The following is a 19,463-nucleotide window of genomic DNA, read 5'->3' on the forward strand; positions in this document are numbered from 1 at the left end:
CGTTAGCGGCTGCACGCGTGTCCACTCCCTCATGCCGGGCGGGTGCCCTGCTCTCGCAGGGCCGCTTCCAGCCGGGTGATGTCCTCGGTGTCCTTCCTGCGGCGGGGCCGACCCGGAACCCAGACCGGCATCATCTGCTTGATCTCGATCTGGGCGCGCGGACTGATGATCCGGCACCGCAGCACCCCGATACAGCCAACAGAAGCATCGAGCATGCCCTCCGGCCACACCTCCCCAGCCCAGGGACCGCCAGCGACCACAACGCGCCCGAACCGGTCCTTGCTCAAGAGAGCGAAGCTGCTCTCCACGCCCTGCTTGCAGAAATCGAGCTGCTGATCGGCAGGCGGCCCGGACAGAGGCGCATAGCCGGAACGCAGCAGGCCCTCGGTCAGAGCAGGAGCATCCTCCGCCCAGGCGAACCAGTCGATGTCCACATGGTCACGGGTGACCTCGCCGATGAAGAAGTCCATGGCCCAACCCCCGCGGAGCCACACCTCCACACCGAGGGCTTTCGAGATCTCCACCGTCTCGCCGATCAGCCGAAGCTGCCGAGCACTGCGCTCACTGTCCACAGCCGAGCAGGCTATGCGGCAATCCCGGCCGCAGCAGCTCAATTTCCGACTGCAAGAACGGGCGAACGTTGCCTGATGCGGCACTAGCTTTACTGGCCGAGTAGGAGCTGACCCTTCTTGACGGCGGTTACGAATGAGGTCCAACCGTCCAGGGAGAAGAGTACGGCGGGCCCGGTGACGGCTTTGCTGTCGCGGACGGGTACGTGAGCGTGGCCGCGGGCGACTTCGAGACACTCACCCTGATCACCGCCGCTGTAGCTGGACTTGTACCAACCGGTGATGCTGGACGAGTCGGGGACGGTGTGCTCACTGCTGACCATGCGCATGTTCCTCTGCTGCCGCCCTGACGAGGGCCAGTGACTCCTGTTGCGACAACGCGTCGCTCAGAGCCAGAGAGTAGGCGGTCTGGCAGCCGCTCACCAGCGCCGGATCATCCATCAAGTTCCCACTCTGGAAGCCCTCTACGTAGGCCACGGGAGCGGAGTCATCGAAGGCCATGAGAGTGAGCAGACTCTGCATGAGTGCATGTGCTCCCACCTCGTACGGCAGAACATGCAGCCGTAGCCGCCCAGCCTCGGCCATGTCGGCAATCCGGTGCAACTGCTTGGCCATGACCTGTGGGCCGCCGACCCGGCGTCGAAGCACAGCCTCGTCGAGCAGCGTCCAGACGACAGGGTGCGAGGGTCCATCGAGGATGCGGCGCCGCTTTGTTCGGATGACAACGAACTCTTCAAGCTCCTCGGCCGTGTAGTTCGGCCGGTAGGCGCGGAAGAGGGCGCCTGCGTACTCGTCGGTCTGGAGCGTTCCAGGGACCAGCGTTAGCGCGAACTGCTGCATCAGGGACGCCTGTTGCTCCAGCTCCGCTACTGCGGCGAAGTGATCGGTGTATTTCGACTCGAGGTCTTGCAGCCACCTCTCGAAAAACCCGTCCGTCCCCAACGCCTGGTCGATCCGACGGGCGTCATCCGGCTTGGGAAGCCGTCTCCCCGCCTCCCAGTGACTGATCAGCGTCGGCGAGCAGACCACGATCTCGCTCAGTTGCTCCTGGGTGAGCCCGGCCGCGATGCGGCGCAGCCTCAGCTCTTCCCCGTACTTCTCGCGCGGCGTCTTCGGCCTGCGGACAACGCTCATCCGGCCAACTCCCTTGGTGACAGGCGCAATGTCAACCCCCCGCCCCTGGCAGCGTAGCCACAACCGACCCCACTCTGTGAGGAAATCAGCACACAACGCAGTCACCGCAGGTGAGAAAGCAGGTCGGCATGGTTCGTCTCCTGGCCCGGCTGGTCAGGCCGTCGCGTCGGCGCCGTAGGCCGGTCACACCCCCGCCGTACGCGGACGTGTCCCCGTACTCGTGCCCGTACGTCGGCGCTCCCACGGCGTACCGCAGGGGCGAGGCACCCCTACGCGGGGAGGACAGCCCGCTCGTCCGGCCGTATCTCGACTTGGTGGAGACCTACGCATGAACGACCGGACGTACGACGACCCGTCGGCGGACGGGCGCCTGCTGCCGTGGACCGGTGACGGGGGCAAGCCCTGCTATGTGCTGGGCGACGGCACTGGGTACGTGTCCCGGCTCGCGGACCAGATCGAGAGCGTGCAGCTCGGGATGGCGGAAGAGCTGATCGACCACGCGGCCGAACTCCTCACCGCACACCGCCTGACGGACCGGGAACTGCACTACCTCGCCCGGCAGCTGGCCACATCCCTGTGGGAGGTCAAGCGCGTCGCGGAGAGCAGGGGAGCGCGGCTGTCGAGCGGCGGTTGAGGATGGCGGGGCCGCCTGCCCCTGATCCAGAATGACCTGATGATCACGCTGGAGACTCCCCGTTTGGTCCTGCGCCGCTGGCGCGAGGAGGACATCGGGCCCATGGCCGCCGTCAACGCCGACCCCGAGGTCATGCGGTGGATCCGTGACGGCAGCGTCCTCGACGCACAGCAGACGCGCGACAAGGTCCGGGCCTGGGAGAGCGAGTGGGAGACACGAGGCTTCGGTCTGTTCGCCGTGGAGGTCCGGGCCACCGGTGAGCTGGCCGGGTTCGCCGGCCTCTCGGTGCCCGGCTTCCTGCCGGAGGTACTGCCCGCGGTCGAGGTCGGCTGGCGGCTGGGTCGTGCCCACTGGGGGCAGGGCCTGGCCACCGAGGCCGGCGCGGCCGCCGTGCGGTTCGGGTTCGAGGAACTGGGACTGGAGCGGATTCTCAGCATCGTTCAAGTGGGCAATGACGCCTCCGAACGGATCACTGCCAAGCTGGGGATGCGCCTGGAACGTGAGACCGTGACCCCCGTCAGTGACCGGCGGGTCCGGGTCTTCGAGCTGTCGTCGGAGCAGTACGCCCGCATCAGGCCGGAAGGCGCAGCGACCGGAGGTCGCGTGCGCCCTGGTAACGGAAGTGATCCGTCCGGCCGCTAGAAGAACACCCCGCACAGCAGCAGCAGCACGTTCGCGTACGGGTGTGCCTCGCCCGTACGCACGATCGGGCGCGTGCAGCTCGGGTTGGCGGATGGAACTGCACTACCTCGCCCGGCAGCTCACGAAATTCCTGCGGGAGGTCAAGCGCGTCGCGGAGAGCAGGGGAGCGCGGCTGTCGAGCGGCTGGGTGTGTCGACCCATAAGGCGCGGGTCCGGTACCAGGGCCCGTGCCGTCTAAGCGGTGCCATCCGACCGACGGCGGAGCCGGATGTACACAGCGACGCCGACCGCGACCAGGCCCACGGTCCCCGCGGCGACCACCGGGGAGTACGCGGCGGCCGTGTCGGCGAGGCCGCCGCCGCCCGCGCGCACACCGCCCCGCGGGCCGCCGTGGTCACCTTGTCCTGACCCGCCTGAAGCCCCCGGACCGCCTGGAAGGCCGGGGTCCCCTGGTCCCCCGGGGTCCCCTGGCCTTCCAAAGAAGCTCGCAGTTTCAGGGCCGCCTGGCCCCCCGGCAGTGCCTGGTACGCCTGCCCCTCCCGGGTCTCCAGGTCTGCCTGGCCCTCCCGGGCCCCCTGGCCCTCCCGGGCCCCCTGGCCCTCCCGGGCCCCCTGGCCCTCCCGGGCCGCCTGGTGCTCCCGGGCCCCCTGGCCCTCCCGGGCCGCCTGGTGCTCCCGGACCTCCCGGACCTCCCGGACCTCCAGGGAATGCTGGGGCCCCTGGGCCGCCGGGACCATTTGGTCCTCCGGGAATGCCGGGGAATCCCGGTGCCCCGGGGCCGCCTGGTCCTCCGGGAATGCCGGGGAATCCCGGTGCCCCTGGGCCGCCTGGCCCTCCGGGAGTGCCTGGTGTTCCGGGGAATCCGGGGCCGCCGGGGCCGCCTGGTCCTCCGGGAGTGCCCGGTCCTCCGGGGCCGCCTGGTCCTCCGGGAGTGCCCGGTCCTCCGGGGAACCCTGGAATGCCGGGGCCGCCTGGTCCTCCGGGAGTGCCTGGTGTTCCGGGGAATCCGGGGCCGCCGGGGCCGCCTGGTCCTCCGGGAATGCCTGGTCCTCCGGGGAACCCTGGAATGCCGGGGCCGCCTGGTCCTCCGGGAATGCCCGGTCCTCCGGGGAATCCGGGGCCGCCGGGGCCGCCTGGTCCTCCGGGAGTGCCCGGACCTCCGGGGAACCCTGGTGCCCCGGGCCCGCCAGGGGCACCGGGAACGCCTGGAACCCCGGGGCCATTTGGTCCTCCGGGAATGCCCGGGATGCCGGGGAAGCCCGGACCCCCCGGGCCACCTGGTCCTCCCGGACCGCCAGGGCCAACTCCATTCACCCCATAGCCCGCCCAGTAGGCCCCATAGCTCTGTCCGCGTGAGACCTGCGCCCACGCCGCGCCCGCAGCCGCGAGGGCTGCGTCGCCGTTGTCCCCGTTGGCCGCCGCGTCCGGGGCGGCCACCCACGATGCGCCTGACGCGGCGAGGACGGTGAGGACGATGGTGGCTCTGGCGCGGGGGCCGATCGCATAAGGGGGCATCGGGGTGGGCATGCACAAACCTCCGAATTCAGATGATTGTCATACGAATCACTCTTTCGCCTGGACCCTGCATCGTGGCCCGCGTGAACCCCGGCAATGACACCGGGCGTGCCGTCAGATATCACTCGCGCGGCGCAGACCTCGAACCTCCGCAGCGCCCCGGCGTCGCCCGTTTGGCCCTCTCGCTGGTCCGTCCAGGCCGAGCGCAGCGTCCTTCGAGGAGATCGGCGCGGCTTTCCGGGCAACACGAACGGTGCCGAAAACCGGCGACAGGCCGGCGGGGCCGTACCGCGAAGCACGTCGGCTTGCCGGAAATCCGCGGGTTCGCCTGAGTGCCTGGTATCGGCAGTCACACCGCTGTCCGGACCCCCAAGCGCGACGGCCGTCAGCTCACCCTGCCGCAGAAAGGCTGGCGGACGCCGGCTGGATCAGCTCCCCTGCCCCGGCCCGTCGGAACTTCCGTAGAGAACCTCAACGGGCTCGTCGACGGTAAGCAGCGATGAGACGTCGAGCGTCGATGCTGATCACGGTCGGGTGATGGAGAGTTCGACCCGTGCGCTCGTCATCGGCAACCGGCGCATCACAACTATGACTGTGAGGGTGATCGCCGGACCCCTGCGGGAGATCGGCCGTTGTGGCAGGAGCGTCACGGGGCGAGGCTTGTCCAGGCCATGCTGCGCCCCTAGAAGAACACCCCGCACCGCAGCAGCACGTTCGCGTACGGTCGGGCCTCGCCCGTGCGGACGATCAGCCGGGCCCCGGCCGACCACTCCTTCAGGCGCTCGTGCGGCACGTAGGCCAAGTCGGGGAAACGGCCCTCCAGCAGGGCCGTCGCCGCCGGGTTGGCCGTGCGGACCTCCTCCGCCGCCGTGGCGCCCTCCACCACCAGCTCGGCCAGCAGGCCGTCCAGGACCTCGGCGAAGGACGGCACCCCGGCCCGGAACGCCAGGTCCACGACCCGGGGCCCGTCGGGTATCGGCATGCCCGCGTCGCACACCAACACTCCGTGCCCGTGGCCGAGTTCGGCCAGCGCACCGGACAGGTGCCGGTTCAGAATGCCCGTCTTCTTCACAGCGCCTCGACCTCCGCCGCCGTCGGGTACGACTCCTGCGCGCCCCGCCGCGTCACGGCCGCCGCGCCCACCCGGGCCGCGTACGCCGCCGCCTCCGCCAGGCCCGCGCCCGCGCCCAGCCGCCAGGCCAGCGCGGCGGTGAACGCGTCACCCGCGCCGGTCGTGTCCACCGCGTCCACCTTCACCGACGGCACCAGGGCCGTCCCCGAGCCGTCGCACACCAGCGCCCCGCGCGCGCCCAGCGTGACCACCACCGAACGCGGCCCCTTGGCCAGCAGCAGCCGGGCCCAGTCGGCCGGGTCGTCGCCCACCCGGGCGTCCCCGAGGAGCACCCGGGCCTCGTGCTCGTTCACGATCAGCGGGTCGCAGGCCGCCAGCACCTCCGCCGGCAGTTCGCGCGGCGGGGACGGGTTCAGCACGAAGCGGCTGCCCGGCGCCAGGTTCCGCACCACCTCCACGACCGTCTCCAGCGGGATCTCCAGCTGCGCCGACACCACCCGGGAGGCGTGGAACAGGCCGCCCGCCGCCCGCACGTCCTCCGGCCGCAGCCGCCCGTTGGCGCCCGGCGACACCACGATGCTGTTGTCCCCGGACGGGTCCACGGTGATCAGCGCGACGCCCGTCGGGGCGCCGCCGACCAGCACCCCCACCGTGTCCACCCCGGCCGCGCGCAGGGAGTCGAGCAGCAGCCGGCCGTGGCCGTCGTCACCGACCCGCGCCAGCAGGGCCGTACGCGCCTCCAGCCGGGCCGCCGCCACCGCCTGGTTGGCGCCCTTGCCGCCCGGGTGCACGGCCAGATCGCCGCCGAGCACCGTCTCGCCCGCGGCCGGCCGCCGCTCGACGCCGATCACCAGGTCCGCGTTGGCCGAACCCACGACCAGCAGGTCGTAGTCGTACATGAGTTGACTCCCCTGAGAGATGACCTCGGGCGGACGGCCCCGGAAGCACCTCCCGGAACCGCCCGCCCGCTGTGGTCCGTCAGCCGGTGAAACCGGCCACGTTGTCCTTCGTGACCACCTTCACCGGCACCTTCACCGTCGGCGCCACCTTCTCGCCCCGGACCGCCTTCAGGGCGTTGTCCACGGCGATCCGGCCCAGCTGCGAGGGCTGCTGGGCGACCGACGCGTACAGCGTGCCGCCCTTGACCGCCGTCAGCCCGTCCGGGGTGCCGTCGAAGCCGACGACCTGCACCGACTTGCCCGCCTTGGAACCGAGCGCCTTGATCGCGCCGAGGGCCATCTCGTCGTTGGCGGCGATGACGCCCTGCACGTCCGGGTGGGCCTGGAGCAGGTTCGACATCACGTCCAGCCCCTTGGTGCGGTCGAAGTCGGCGGGCTGCTGGGCCAGCACCCGGATGCCCGGGTAGGCCTTCAGGCCCTTGGCGAACCCGGCCGCCCGCTCGCGCGCCGCCGAGGTGCCCGCCTGCCCCTGGAGGATGACGATCTTGCCGGTGCCGCCCAGCTTCTCGGCGACGGTCTTCGCGGCCAGCTCACCGCCGGCCACGTTGTCGGACGCCACCAGGGTGGCCACCGAGGCGTGGTTGACGCCCCGGTCCACGGCGACCACCGGGATGTCCGCCTTGCCCGCGGCCTTCACCGAGTTGCCCGCCGCGTCCGAGTCCACCGGGTTGACGATGATCCCGTCCAGGTTCGTACTGGTGAAGTTCTGGAGCTGGTTGGCCTGCTGGGAGGCGTCGTTCTGGGCGTCGGTGACGGACAGTTCCACGCCCAGCCTCTTGGCCTCGGCACGCGCGCCGGACTGGATCTGCACGAAGAACGGGTTGTTGAGGGTGGACAGGGACAGGCCCAGCCGCGGGTTCGCCGACGACGACGAACCGCCGTGCAGCAGCGAGGTCGCGCCGACCACGGCCACGGTGACCACGGCCGCCAGCCCGTACGTCACCGCCTGCTTGCCCTTCGGGCCGCCCGCCCCGGCGGCCACCGGGGCGGCACCGGCCTTGCGGCGCACGGTGTCCAGCAGCACCGCCAGCGCGATCACCACACCGATGACGACCTGCTGCCAGAACGCGGAGACGGACAGCAGGTTCAGCCCGTTGCGCAGCACCGCCAGGATCAGCGCGCCGATCAGCGTGCCGGACGCCTTGCCGGTGCCGCCCGCCAGCGAGGCACCGCCGATGACGACGGCGGCGATGGCGTCCAGCTCGTAGCCGTCGGCGGCCTGCGGCTGCGCCGAGGACAGCCGGGCGGCCAGCACCACGCCCGCGACGGCGGCGAACAGCCCGGACAGCGCGTAGATCGCGAGCTTCTGCCGCTTGACCCTGAGGCCCGACAGCCGCGCGGCCTCCTCGTTGCCGCCGATCGCGTACATGGACCGGCCGATGTACGTCCGCCCGAGCACGACGGCGGCGACGAGCCCCATCACCACCATGACCAGCACCGGCACCGGCAGCCAGCCGCCGAGGGTGTCCCCGAGGTGGGAGACCGAGCCGGGGAACGCGATGGGGGAGCCCTGCGAGATCACCAGCGCCAGACCGCGGCCCACCGACAGCATGGCCAGCGTCGCGATGAACGGCGGCAGCTTGCCGTAGGCGATGAGGAAACCGTTCACCAGACCGGCGACGACACCCGTGGCGACCGCCAGGACCACCGCGAGCGCGACCGGCACCCCGTGCGAGGTGGCGCTCCAGCCCAGCATGGTCGCCGACAGCGCGGCCACCGACCCCACGGACAGGTCGATGCCCGCGGAGACGATCACGAACGTCACACCGAAGGCGAGGATGGCCGTCACGGCGGCCTGCACACCGATGTTCAGCAGGTTGTCCGTGGTCAGGAAGTCACCCGAGAGCGCCGACAGGGCGATGACGAGGACGATCAGCGCGGTGAGCGCGCCGTTGTCGAGCAGCAGCCGGCGCAGGCCGCCCGGGGCGCCACTCGCGCCCGACCGGCTCTTGAGCGTGTCAGTGGCCACGGGTGGCCTCCTTGTCGGTCTCGGGGTTCTCGGTGTCGGTCTTCTCGGTGGTGGGGGTGGAGACGGCGAGGGACATCACCGCGTCCTGCGTCGCCTGGTCCGCGGAGAGTTCGCCGGCGATCCGGCCCTGGGCCATCACCAGCACCCGGTCGCTCATGCCGAGCACCTCGGGCAGGTCGCTGGAGATCATCAGCACGGCGGCACCGGCGGCCGTCAGTTCGTTGATCAACTGGTAGATCTCGACCTTGGCGCCGACGTCGATCCCGCGCGTCGGCTCGTCGAGGATCAGCACCTTGGTGTCGGCCAGCAGCCACTTGCCGATGACGACCTTCTGCTGGTTGCCGCCGGACAGCGTCCGCACCGGCTGCCCGAGGCCCGCCATGCGCACCCCGAGCTGCCCGGCGATCCGCCCGGCGGCGGCCCGCTGGCCCTTGCGGTCCACGAGCCCCGCCCGGGTGGCCGCGCGCAGCGTCACCAGCCCCAGGTTCTCCTCGACGGAGGCGTCCAGCACCAGCCCCTGCCCCTTGCGGTCCTCCGGCACGAGCCCGATCCCGGCGTCCATGGCGGCGTTCACGTCATGCCGCCGCAGCTCGGTACCGGAGACCCGTACGACCCCGCGGCCATAGGGGTCGGCACCGAACACTGCCCGCACGACCTCGGTCCGCCCGGCGCCCACCAGCCCCGCGATGCCGACGACCTCACCGGCGTGCACCTCGAAGCTCACGTCATGGAAGACGCCGTCCCGGCCCAGCCCCTCCACGGACAGCAGCGGGGCGCCCTTCTCGGCCCGCTCCCGCGGATACTGCTGCTCGATGGACCGCCCCACCATCAGCCGGACGAGTTCGTCCTCGGGGGTGGAGGCGGGCACCTGCCCGACGCTCTTCCCGTCCCGGATGACGGTGACCCGGTCGCCGAGGGCGCCGATCTCCTCCAGGTGATGGGTGATGAACACGATGCCCACGCCGTCGGCGCGCAGCCCCCGCACGATGGTGAAGAGCTTCTGCACCTCCTCCGAGGTGAGCACGGCGGTCGGCTCGTCCATGATGAGCACGCGCGCGTTCAGGCTGAGCGCCTTGGCGATCTCGACCATCTGGAGCCGGGCGATCCCGAGGTCCCGCACCCGCGCCCGGGGCGACACATCGACCCCGACCCGCTTCAGCAGCGTCGCGGCGTCGTCCTCCATCCGCTTCCGGTCGATCATCCCGAAGCGGCGCGGCTGCCGCCCCAGGAAGATGTTCTCGGCGACGGTCAGATCCGGCACCAGGTTGAACTCCTGGTAGATGGTGGCGATCCCGAGCCGTTCGGCGTCCTGCGCCCCGTGGACACGCACCTCCTCACCGCCCACGAGAATCCGGCCGGCGTCGGGGGTGTAGGCACCGGAGAGCATCTTGATCAGCGTGCTCTTGCCGGCCCCGTTCTCACCGAGCAGCACATGGACCTCGCCCCGGCGCAGATCGAAGTCGACGCCGTCGAGCGCGACCACGCCGGGGAAGGTCTTCCGTATGCCCTCGATGCGCAGCAACTCGTCCGGGTCGCTCACGTCGTGCTCCTTTGCACTGGGGAGGGGGTGGGAGGCTCACCGCACGAGCGGCGTACGACGAGCCGGGCGGGCAGCGTCACGGAGCGCGGGGTACGCCCCTCGATCCGGTCGACCAGCGCGCGTACGGCGGCCCGCCCCAGCTCGCCGGTGGGCTGGGCGATGGCGGTGACCGGCGGATCGGTGTGCACGAACCACGGGATGTCGTCGAACGCGGCCAGCGCGATGTCGTCGGGCACCCGCAGACCACGGGCGCGTACGGCGTCCAGCGCGCCGAGCGCCATCAGGTTGTCGGCGGCGAAGACGACGTCGGGCGGCTCGGGCAGATCCAGGAAGCCCTCGGTGACCCGCCGGCCGCTCTCGGCCTGGAAGTCGCCCTGGCCTATGCGGGCGTCGGGCAACGGCAGCCCGTACTCGGCGAGGGCGGCCCGGAAGGCCTCGACGCGCTCACTGCCGGTGGTGGTGGCGGCGGGCCCGGCGATGATGGCGAGCCGCCGGTGCCCGAGCCCGTACAGGTGCGCCACGAGATCCCGCACGGCGGCCCGCCCGTCGGCCCGTACGACGGGAACGTCCACGCCGGGGATCCACCGGTCGACGAACACCATCGGGGTCCCGGCCCGAGCGGCGTCGAGCATGAGCGGCGACCCGCCGTCGGTGGGGGAGACGAGCAGCCCGTCGATCCGCCGGTCCAGCAGATTCCGCACGTGGTGGTCCTGCAACTCGGGCCGCTCGTCGGCGTTCCCGATGATGACGCTGTACCCGAGCGCGCGGGCCTCTTCCTCGACGGCCCGCGCCAGCTCGGTGAAGTAGGGATTCAGCACGTCGCTGATGACCAGGCCGAGGGTGTGGGTCTGATCGGTCCGCAAGGACCGGGCGACGGCGTTCGGCCGGTACCCGAGGGAGGCCACGGCGGCCAGCACCCGCTGCCGGGCGTCGGCGCTGACGGACGGATGGCCGTTCAGCACGCGTGACACGGTGGCCACCGAGACCCCCGCCGAAGCGGCGACATCCTTGATGCTCGCCATCGCCGGCTCCACCTCCTCGTGGAATCGATTACATCCTTGCGGTACGAGGATTGGAAACGATTACACGGGGCGGGAGCAAGAGGTCAGGGCGGGCCGAAACCCAATCGTGACCGTGACGGCCGGGCGGCGGACCGGCACCGGCGAGGCCGGCCCCGCCGTGGGCCGCGACCGCGCACGCAGGAGCAGCGGAGGTGCGGGTGGGCGGAGTGCGGATGCGCACGCAGACGGAATGACAGAAATGAAAAAAAGCTCTCCGTAACGTTGCCCAGACGCCGCGTTCACTCATTTGCCGCGCATCTGGAGGAGAGGGGGTGGCGTTAGCCCGAATATGACGACGACGAGGCCCCACGGCCTGCTTCACCGGGACACCGGGAAGGATAGCCGATCGGCGGGCAGTTTGCTGACATCCAGTCCAACATTGCACCCGCCTGGCGGAGCCGGAGGTATCGACACCGACTGCCACTTGGACAGCGTCTGACGGGGGAGGATCCTTATGAACCAAAAATATACTGGCTCACCTTTTACGCATCCCGAATGGTACGCGGACGCGGTCACGTACCCGGCGGCCGAAGTGCTGCTACCGCCGGACGCCCACTGGGACCCGGCGGAAGAACTCGCCAGTCTGTTGGAGGGCACCGCTCGGGCCGAGCAGCCGGCCACGGTCCCGCCCCCTCGCACCGAGCCCGCACCCGGCGTCGACTACGCCGACCCGATGCGGAAACGGGCGCGGAACACCGGTCAATTCCTCTCCGGCCGACACTCTCCTGCCGGGGCGACGCACCGGAAGAGGCGTGTCCAAAGAAATCACATCAAGTGGATGCGGGCCGGCAGCTTTGTGATCGCCGCATTCGTGTCCGTCCTGGTGGCGATGGTCAGCGTATTCGGCGGAATGGCGGCCTACGGTCCGCTGCGAAATGCCACCTCGGGCGTGAACGGCGGAATGATCGCTTGGTGGCCCCTTCTCGTGTACGGCCCGTGGATGGCGGCTTCCCTCTCCATCCTCCGGAATGCCCTGCACCAGCGCCGGGCCGTGCACTCGTGGTGCATCGTCGTGCTGTTTTCCTCGGTCGCGATGATCCTGTGCGTGGCCCAGGCCGACCGAACGGTCACTGGCGTCGCCGGGGCAGCGCTCCCCGCGTTCGCGTCCCTGGCCTGCTTCCAGCAACTGATCCGCCAGATCACCCTGACGCTGCCCCAGAGCCAGGAGAAACCCCGCCACGGCAGGTAGCGCAGAACCGTTGCGCCATGCGCCGGACGCTCACCTTCTGGACCAGCCATTCCAAAAGTAGGGGTGGCGCGGTTCCGCCCTACCCGGGCGAGAGGAAGAGACGACTACCGCAAGCCGCCCATCACACGCACGTGACGCGACCACGCCCCCCACCACCGGTCCGGAAGCCGCTTGGTGCACCCGGCGTGCCGCCGAGCCGCGACCGCGCCCCCAGCCGACAGCGCCACACAGCCCACACACGGGCCCGGCGCCGGCCCGGCCCACCGCCTCTCCGGGCCGCTCGCTCGCTTCCACCCCGGGCTGGAGCGAGGTGTGTCAAGGGTGGCCCGGAGGGCCATCGCCGAAGGCGACGCGTAGCGCCCTTGACTCACCTCGCGGAAGCCCGACACTGCCCGAAAGCGAGCGGCCCAACGGCCACGTGTTCACTCGTCGGCGAATAGCTCCGCCGCGTCCGTGGCGTGAACGGCTCGCTGGGCCCAGACGTCCAACTGATCCTCATCCGCGCAGGCCATAACCCGCTCACGGACGGCGTCGGGCACCGGGATGCCGCGCCACTCCAGGACGCGGAGGGTCATCTCCTGCTGCTTCTGAATACGCCCTTCCTCACGCACCTGTTCGGCCAGCGGGTGTCGCCAGAAGTACTGGACAGCCGTCATCAGGTCCCTCCACATCTGCTTCGCCTGGGGGTCGGCCAGGCATGAGTCGACGAACTGCGCGAAGACCGCGGCGCTGTCGGAGTCGATGGTCCGCAGGGCGGATGCCAGGGACTCCAGTATGGCCATCGCCCCGGCCCACGCCCGTGTGTCATCGCGGACAGCACCGCGAGAGTGGGATCCGCCTCCGCCTGCTTCTCGTCCGCGATCACCGGCACGTTGTCCGGCCCCAGCACCAACGGCCGCACCGTCAGCGAGTGCCAGCCCGGAAAACCCAGCCGGATCGGACGCGAGGCCCACTTCGCCGTGGAACCGCTCTGCGTGATCACGATCAGCACCGGCTCACAGCGGTACTTCTCGTACAGGTACGACAGGTAGTACGGCCAGCTCCCCCGCTTCCGCTCGTCCGCCTTCCCCTGCGACTCCACGACCAGCAGGTACGTGCCCTCGTCCGTCTCCGCCCGCAGCAACGTGTCCCCCCGGCGCTCGACCGGCTCGATCTCCGTCAGGTCCACGTTCAGCGCCGCGATCTCCCTGGGTCGGGGAAACGGCACGCCCAGCACCCGCTGCAACGCCCGCGTCAGCAGTTCCGGGTCCTTCTGGAAGATCCGGTGCAGCGCCTCATGCGACGAGCCGACCATCAGCTCTCCTTTCGTACGACCTGCTCAATGAGCCAGGCCGCCGAGAGTCGCGCACCCGTACGAGGTGCTGAACTCGTGTCCAGGGGAGAGCTGTTCAGGGACTCAGCGGCGTACCGCCAGCGCCGCGCCCAGAAGCCGGGCCAGGACCTCCACCAGCCGGATGTCCTCCTTGCGGAGGTTTCCGGGGCTAGGAGCATCCACGCACAGGACGCCGAACGCGTCCTTGCCGGCGGCCGTGATGGTGGCGGTGATGTAGGTCTTGTACGAGTCCGTCTCGGGACGCAGCGCGGGATCGAGCGCGTCGACGTTCTCCACGAACGTGCTCTTGCGGTCGTCCATCAGCTTGAGCAGGGACGCCCCGCGCGCCTGGTCCTCGCGGAACACCGTCCGCGGCGCCTCCGCCCGCCCCATCCACAGGCCGTTCAGGCACTTCATCTCCCGGATGCCGGTCCCCTGGGACGCCGGGTCGACCTCCAGGACGCACGCCCGCGCGTTGTCCGGTCCGATGAGCTGGGCGGTCAGGGAGACGATGGCCTGCTTCATCTGCTGCTGGAGCTGACTGCGCGTGCTCTTGCTGTTCGCGCTGACGATCTCCCCGATGTGGTGGACCAGCACCGTGAGCACGTCTTCCATGGCGCCGCGGGCGCGCTCCGCGGCGACCTTCGCGGCCTGTTCGGCGGTGACGAGGTCACGCCGGGCGGCGACCGCCTCCCGCCGGGACACGATGACCGTGGCCACCGTGGCGATCACGCCGACACCCATGATGGTCATGGCGAGCCATATCGGCAGTTCCAGGCCAAGACCGAGGACGATCGGCCCCACGTAGGTGACGACGCTCAGCGTCCCCATCGTCGCCGTACCCCAGCCGACCCGTAATCCACTCAAGGACATAGCGACGGAGCCTACACGCAGAGTTAGGCCAAGTGGGTGGTTCTGTCGTTTCGATGGGTGTGTCTCTGGGTATCGATACGGTGACGGAAGGTGTCCAGGCCGTGACCGGGAGGCGGACGGTTCGTTCAGGGACGATGTCAGCCTCTTGAACCGGTCCGATTGTCAATCCGTAAGCCATACCGTCGGATTGACGCTGACAAGCCATCAGCCGAGACTGTACCGTCGATGCTTGGAGGGCGTATGCCGACCCAGAACGGCGGGAGCCACCCGTCCTCCGAGTCGAACCCGGGGGGGAGCGCGAGCATGAGCACTGCGCACAGTGAGGTGTGGAGCGGGGTCGTCTTAGACACCGACCCGGCGGTACGCGAGTTCGAGAGAGACCCGGCCGAGTACATGAAGCGGAAGGCCACGGCGCTGCGCTCCATGGACTTCGAGAGCGTACGAGCGAGCCTCAGCGTATCCCGTGAGCCACGCGCCTCGCTCCTCATGCGTCTGAAGACGCTCCTGTCACCCGGCGACAGGACCGGGAAGAAGGCCGGCTGAAGCACGGGCCCAGCCGCCCGGGCAGGCTGTCAGACCCCACCGGTACGGTCGGATCATGGACCGACAGGCGGGGAACTCCAGCGGTGAACGGCGTCTCGCCGTCCTCGAAGGCGTGCTGGAGCGCATCACATACGCCAATGAGGAGAACGGCTACACCGTCGCCCGGGTCGACACGGGCAGAGGCGCCGGCGACCTCCTCACGGTGGTCGGCGCGCTGCTCGGTGCCCAGGTGGGGGAGTCCCTGCGCATGGAGGGCCGCTGGGGCTCGCACCCCCAGTACGGCAAACAGTTCCACGTCGAGAACTACACGACCGTCCTGCCCGCCACCGTCCAGGGCATCCGCCGCTATCTGGGGTCCGGGCTGGTCAAGGGCATCGGCCCGGTCTTCGCCGACCGCATCACCCAGCACTTCGGCCTCGACACCCTGCGGATCATCGAGGAGGAGCCGAAGCGCCTGATCGAGGTGCCCGGCCTCGGCCCGAAGCGCACGAAGCGGATCGCCGAAGCCTGGGAGGAGCAGAAGGCGATCAAGGAGGTCATGCTCTTCCTCCAGACCGTCGAGGTGTCCACCTCCATCGCCGTGCGGATCTACAAGAAGTACGGGGACGACTCCATCGCCGTCGTCAAGGAGCAGCCGTACCGGCTCGCCGCCGACGTCTGGGGCATCGGCTTCCTCACCGCCGACAAGATCGCCCAGTCGGTCGGCATCCCGCACGACAGCCCCGCACGCGTGAAGGCCGGCCTGCAGTACGCGCTGTCGCAGTCCGCCGACCAGGGACACTGCTTCCTGCCGGAGGAGCGGCTGATCGCCGACGCCGTCAAGCTGCTCCAGGTCGACACCGGGCTGGTCATCGAGTGCCTGGCCGAGCTGGCCGAGCCCCCCGAGGACGGCGCCGACCCCGGCGTCGTACGGGAGCGGGTGCCCGGCCCCGACGGCGACGAGGAGCCGGTCAGCGCGGTCTACCTGGTGCCCTTCCACCGCGCCGAACTCTCCCTGTCCGGTCAGCTGTTGCGGCTGCTGCGCACCGACGAGGACCGGATGCCGGGCTTCCGGGACGTCGACTGGGCCAAGGCGCTCGGCTGGCTGAAGTCCCGTACCGGCGCCGACCTCGCGCCCGAGCAGGAGGCGGCAGTCAGGCTGGCGCTCACGGAGAAGGTCGCCGTCCTCACCGGCGGGCCGGGCTGCGGCAAGTCGTTCACCGTCCGCTCGATCGTGGAGCTGGCCCGGGCCCGGCACGCCAAGGTGCTGCTGGCCGCCCCGACCGGCCGCGCGGCCAAGCGGCTGGCGGAGCTGACCGGCGCCGAGGCCTCCACCGTGCACCGCCTGCTGGAGCTGAAGCCCGGCGGCGACGCGGCCTATGACCGTGACCGCCCGCTGGACGCCGACCTGGTGGTGGTGGACGAGGCGTCCATGCTGGACCTGCTGCTCGCCAACAAGCTGGTCAAGGCCGTGCCCCCGGGCGCCCACCTGCTGTTCGTCGGGGACGTGGACCAGTTGCCCAGCGTCGGCGCCGGGGAGGTGCTGCGGGACCTGCTCGCCGACGGCAGTCCCGTCCCCGCGGTCCGGCTCACCCGGGTCTTCCGCCAGGCCCAGCAGTCCGGTGTGGTCACCAACGCGCACCGCATCAACGCCGGGCAGCACCCCCTCACCGACGGGATGAAGGACTTCTTCCTGTTCGTGGAGGACGACACCGAGGCCGCCGGCCGGCTCACCGTGGACGTCGCCGCACGGCGAATTCCCGCCAAGTTCGGGCTGGACCCGCGCCGGGACGTGCAGGTGCTCGCGCCCATGCACCGCGGCCCGGCCGGCGCCGGCACGCTCAACGGGCTGCTCCAGCAGGCCATCACGCCCGGCCGCCCCGATCTGCCGGAGAAGCGGTTCGGCGGCCGGGTCTTCCGCGTCGGCGACAAGGTCACCCAGATTCGCAACAATTACGAGAAAGGGAAGAACGGTGTCTTCAACGGCACCGTGGGCGTCGTCACCTCGCTCGACCCGGTCGAACAGCGCCTGACGGTGCTGACGGACGAGGACGAGGAGGTCCCGTACGAATTCGACGAACTGGACGAACTGGCCCATGCCTACGCGGTGACCATCCACCGTTCGCAGGGCAGCGAGTATCCCGCCGTGGTGATTCCCGTCACGACGGGGGCATGGATGATGCTCCAGCGCAACCTGCTGTACACGGCGGTCACCCGGGCCCGGCGGCTCGTCGTGCTCGTCGGATCACGCAAGGCGATCGGTCAGGCGGTGCGCACGGTGTCGGCCGGACGGCGCTGTACGGCCCTGGACTTCAGGCTCGGCACGAAATGATCGATCAAACGAGTCGTGAAGGTCACAGAGCACTTCCGGAACCCCCGCGAAGGGGGCAGTATGGGCAGGCTGGCGGCACTGAGTGCCGTCAATAGGCCCAATGGTCGACCCCGAGTGCACTCTCCTGAGCCAAATGGGGGATGGTAGAGACAGTCAGGGCACCTCGAAGATGAGGCACTACGTCGGTGAGGGAAGACGTGAGCGACAACTCTGTAGTACTGCGGTACGGCGACGGCGAGTACACCTACCCGGTGGTCGACAGCACCGTCGGCGACAAGGGCTTCGACATCGGGAAGCTCCGCGCCCAGACCGGTCTGGTGACCCTGGACAGCGGGTACGGCAACACGGCCGCCTATAAATCCGCGATCACCTACCTCGACGGCGAGGCGGGCATCCTCCGCTACCGCGGCTACCCCATCGAGCAGCTGGCCGAGCGCTCCACCTTCCTCGAGGTGGCGTACCTGCTCATCAACGGCGAGCTCCCCACCGTCGACCAGCTGACGGCGTTCAAGAACGACATCACGCGGCACACGCTGCTGCACGAGGACGTCAAGAACTTCTACAAGGGCTTCCCGCGTGACGCCCACCCGATGGCGATGCTGTCCTCGGTCGTCTCGGCGCTGTCCACCTTCTACCAGGACAGCCACAACCCGTTCGACGAGAAGCAGCGCGACCTCTCCACGATCCGGCTGCTCGCCAAGCTCCCGACCATCGCCGCGTACGCGTACAAGAAGTCGATCGGCCACCCGTTCGTCTACCCGCGCAACGACCTCGGCTACGTCGAGAACTTCCTGCGCATGACCTTCTCGGTCCCGGCGCAGGAGTACGAGCTGGACCCGGTCGTGGTCTCGGCGCTGGACAAGCTGCTGATCCTGCACGCCGACCACGAGCAGAACTGTTCGACCTCCACGGTCCGCCTGGTCGGCTCCTCGCAGGCCAACATGTTCGCGTCGATCTCGGCCGGCATCAACGCGCTGTGGGGCCCCCTGCACGGCGGCGCCAACCAGTCGGTGCTGGAGATGCTGGAGGGCATCCGCGACTCCGGCTCCGGCGTCGACACCTTCATCCGCAAGGTGAAGAACAAGGAGGACGGCGTCCGCCTGATGGGCTTCGGCCACCGGGTCTACAAGAACTTCGACCCGCGCGCCAAGATCATCAAGGCCGCCGCGCACGACGTCCTCTCCGCGCTGGGCAAGGAGGACGAGCTCCTCGACATCGCCCTGAAGCTGGAGGAGCACGCCCTCTCCGACGACTACTTCACCGAGCGCAAGCTCTACCCGAACGTCGACTTCTACACCGGTCTGATCTACCGGGCCATGGGCTTCCCGACCGAGATGTTCACGGTCCTGTTCGCCCTCGGCCGGCTGCCGGGCTGGATCGCCCAGTGGACCGAGATGATCAAGGAGCCGGGCTCCCGCATCGGCCGCCCGCGCCAGATCTACACCGGCGTGGTCGAGCGGGACTTCGTCCCGGTCGAGGAGCGCTGAGCGTCCTGAGCACGGGGCCTGTCCGAAGGGGGCGGGCCCCGGTTCGGTTCTCGGAAACGGTCACTCACGGGTGATCGGGAGGCGAAGAAGCTTCACAAAGGCGGAAGGCGCCCCGAGCCGCCGGTCCCCCCACGGGCCGACGACCAGGGCGCCTTCCCATGTCCCGGTGCGGATTCCCCCCACGGGATCCGGCCGGGCGCTCGGAGAGGACAGCGCCTGAATCGCTGTCTGAGCACGCGCGAGCGAACTCGCCGTACTCCAGTGATGCGGTGCGGTCTGCCGGGACAGCGCACGCTGGGAGGGCCGCTCAAAGCTTCCCGGTGTACGTGTCCCGGCAACGCTCCCCCAAGCTCTCAACGTCGTGCGAGCCGGGAGGTACCCCCTTCTGGGAAAGTCCCCCAAGACATCCCCAGACGCCAGTCGACGCCCCCCAAGACGTCGGCCTGACAATCGCCAACTTAGACCTTCGAACCCCTTCGATGGTTACGTTCGCATCACTGTGATGTGCGTCTCTTGCATATGTCCTTTACGTACGCAAGAGCCCCGATATGCCGATCGAGGCCCGTGCGTAAGGAAGATGCGCGAGGCTTGTGAAGAGCTTATGTGAGGCCCGCGCAGGACTCCAGGGGGAACGGAAGATCGATTCCGAAATT

15 protein-coding genes and 2 pseudogenes are annotated in these 19,463 nt (G+C 69.8%); 6 read left to right on the forward strand and 11 right to left on the reverse strand.

The window, feature by feature from the left end; genetic code table 11:
• Positions 1 to 29: 29 nt before the first annotated feature.
• The 3 genes from Srubr_RS36445 to Srubr_RS36455 all read right to left on the reverse strand — a co-directional run bounded on the left by Srubr_RS36445 (position 30) and on the right by Srubr_RS36455 (position 1,703).
• A complete protein-coding gene (locus Srubr_RS36445; RefSeq protein WP_189995622.1) occupies positions 30 to 572 on the reverse strand; it encodes a nucleotidyltransferase domain-containing protein in 543 nt (180 codons plus the stop codon).
• An 89-nt stretch (positions 573 to 661) separates the two neighbouring features.
• Positions 662 to 898, reverse strand: coding sequence for a DUF397 domain-containing protein (locus tag Srubr_RS36450; protein WP_373319218.1), 237 nt, complete (start codon positions 896 to 898; stop codon positions 662 to 664).
• Entirely contained in the window at positions 879 to 1,703 is an 825-nt protein-coding gene (locus tag Srubr_RS36455; RefSeq protein ID WP_189995620.1) for a helix-turn-helix domain-containing protein, read from the reverse strand. Before Srubr_RS36455 ends, Srubr_RS36450 begins: the two co-directional genes overlap by 20 nt.
• Positions 1,704 to 2,031: 328 nt before the next feature.
• Here Srubr_RS36455 and Srubr_RS36460 point away from each other — a divergent pair, with 328 nt between their 5' ends.
• The gene (locus Srubr_RS36460) at positions 2,032 to 2,337 is read left to right on the forward strand and encodes a hypothetical protein (protein WP_189995619.1); all 306 of its coding nucleotides are present in this window, start codon (positions 2,032 to 2,034) and stop codon (positions 2,335 to 2,337) included.
• Between the two features lie 39 nt (positions 2,338 to 2,376).
• Entirely contained in the window at positions 2,377 to 2,979 is a 603-nt protein-coding gene (locus Srubr_RS36465) for a GNAT family N-acetyltransferase (protein WP_189995618.1), read from the forward strand.
• Here Srubr_RS36465 and Srubr_RS36470 read toward each other — a convergent pair.
• The 6 genes and pseudogenes from Srubr_RS36470 to Srubr_RS36500 form a co-directional block, all read right to left on the reverse strand.
• Positions 2,976 to 3,050: pseudogene (locus Srubr_RS36470) on the reverse strand (D-ribose pyranase); the annotation flags it as partial. The gene Srubr_RS36465 and the pseudogene Srubr_RS36470 overlap by 4 nt on opposite strands.
• A 2,126-nt stretch (positions 3,051 to 5,176) precedes the next feature.
• The gene (gene rbsD / locus Srubr_RS36480) at positions 5,177 to 5,566 is read right to left on the reverse strand and encodes a D-ribose pyranase (RefSeq protein WP_189995613.1); all 390 of its coding nucleotides are present in this window, start codon (positions 5,564 to 5,566) and stop codon (positions 5,177 to 5,179) included.
• The gene (locus Srubr_RS36485; RefSeq protein WP_189995603.1) at positions 5,563 to 6,465 is read right to left on the reverse strand and encodes a ribokinase; all 903 of its coding nucleotides are present in this window, start codon (positions 6,463 to 6,465) and stop codon (positions 5,563 to 5,565) included. Before Srubr_RS36485 ends, rbsD begins: the two co-directional genes overlap by 4 nt.
• Before the next feature lie 79 nt (positions 6,466 to 6,544).
• Positions 6,545 to 8,494, reverse strand: a complete 1,950-nt coding sequence (locus Srubr_RS36490; protein WP_189995601.1) for an ABC transporter permease/substrate-binding protein — start codon at positions 8,492 to 8,494, stop codon at positions 6,545 to 6,547.
• Positions 8,484 to 10,034 carry a sugar ABC transporter ATP-binding protein gene (locus tag Srubr_RS36495; protein ID WP_189995599.1) on the reverse strand — a complete coding sequence of 517 codons (1,551 nt, stop codon included), beginning with the start codon at positions 10,032 to 10,034 and terminating at the stop codon, positions 8,484 to 8,486. Before Srubr_RS36495 ends, Srubr_RS36490 begins: the two co-directional genes overlap by 11 nt.
• Complete coding sequence (locus tag Srubr_RS36500; protein ID WP_189995597.1) at positions 10,031 to 11,056, reverse strand: LacI family DNA-binding transcriptional regulator; 1,026 nt, start codon at positions 11,054 to 11,056, stop codon at positions 10,031 to 10,033. The genes Srubr_RS36495 and Srubr_RS36500 overlap by 4 nt, the downstream gene beginning before the upstream one ends.
• Before the next feature lie 493 nt (positions 11,057 to 11,549).
• Between Srubr_RS36500 and Srubr_RS36505 the strand changes: the two genes are divergently transcribed.
• The gene (locus tag Srubr_RS36505; RefSeq protein ID WP_229926691.1) at positions 11,550 to 12,284 is read left to right on the forward strand and encodes a DUF2637 domain-containing protein; all 735 of its coding nucleotides are present in this window, start codon (positions 11,550 to 11,552) and stop codon (positions 12,282 to 12,284) included.
• Between the two features lie 422 nt (positions 12,285 to 12,706).
• On the opposite strand, the pseudogene Srubr_RS36510 reads toward Srubr_RS36505, so the two are convergent.
• Together Srubr_RS36510 and Srubr_RS36515 are read right to left on the reverse strand one after the other, a co-directional pair.
• Positions 12,707 to 13,578, reverse strand: a pseudogene (locus tag Srubr_RS36510) (hypothetical protein).
• Positions 13,579 to 13,680: 102 nt separating this feature from the next.
• Positions 13,681 to 14,469, reverse strand: a complete 789-nt coding sequence (locus Srubr_RS36515; protein ID WP_189995594.1) for a GAF domain-containing protein — start codon at positions 14,467 to 14,469, stop codon at positions 13,681 to 13,683.
• A gap of 303 nt (positions 14,470 to 14,772) precedes the next feature.
• Here Srubr_RS36515 and Srubr_RS36520 point away from each other — a divergent pair, with 303 nt between their 5' ends.
• From Srubr_RS36520 to Srubr_RS36530, 3 genes are all read left to right on the forward strand, one after another.
• Positions 14,773 to 15,012 carry a hypothetical protein gene (locus Srubr_RS36520; protein WP_189995592.1) on the forward strand — a complete coding sequence of 80 codons (240 nt, stop codon included), beginning with the start codon at positions 14,773 to 14,775 and terminating at the stop codon, positions 15,010 to 15,012.
• Positions 15,013 to 15,067: 55 nt separating this feature from the next.
• On the forward strand, positions 15,068 to 17,323 hold the full coding sequence (gene recD2, locus Srubr_RS36525; RefSeq protein ID WP_189995591.1) for an SF1B family DNA helicase RecD2: 2,256 nt from the start codon (positions 15,068 to 15,070) through the stop codon (positions 17,321 to 17,323).
• Positions 17,324 to 17,520: 197 nt separating this feature from the next.
• On the forward strand, positions 17,521 to 18,810 hold the full coding sequence (locus Srubr_RS36530) for a citrate synthase (protein ID WP_189995590.1): 1,290 nt from the start codon (positions 17,521 to 17,523) through the stop codon (positions 18,808 to 18,810).
• Positions 18,811 to 19,463: the final 653 nt, after the last annotated feature.

This window comes from Streptomyces rubradiris (genome assembly GCF_016860525.1).
GTDB lineage: Bacteria > Actinomycetota > Actinomycetes > Streptomycetales > Streptomycetaceae > Streptomyces > Streptomyces rubradiris.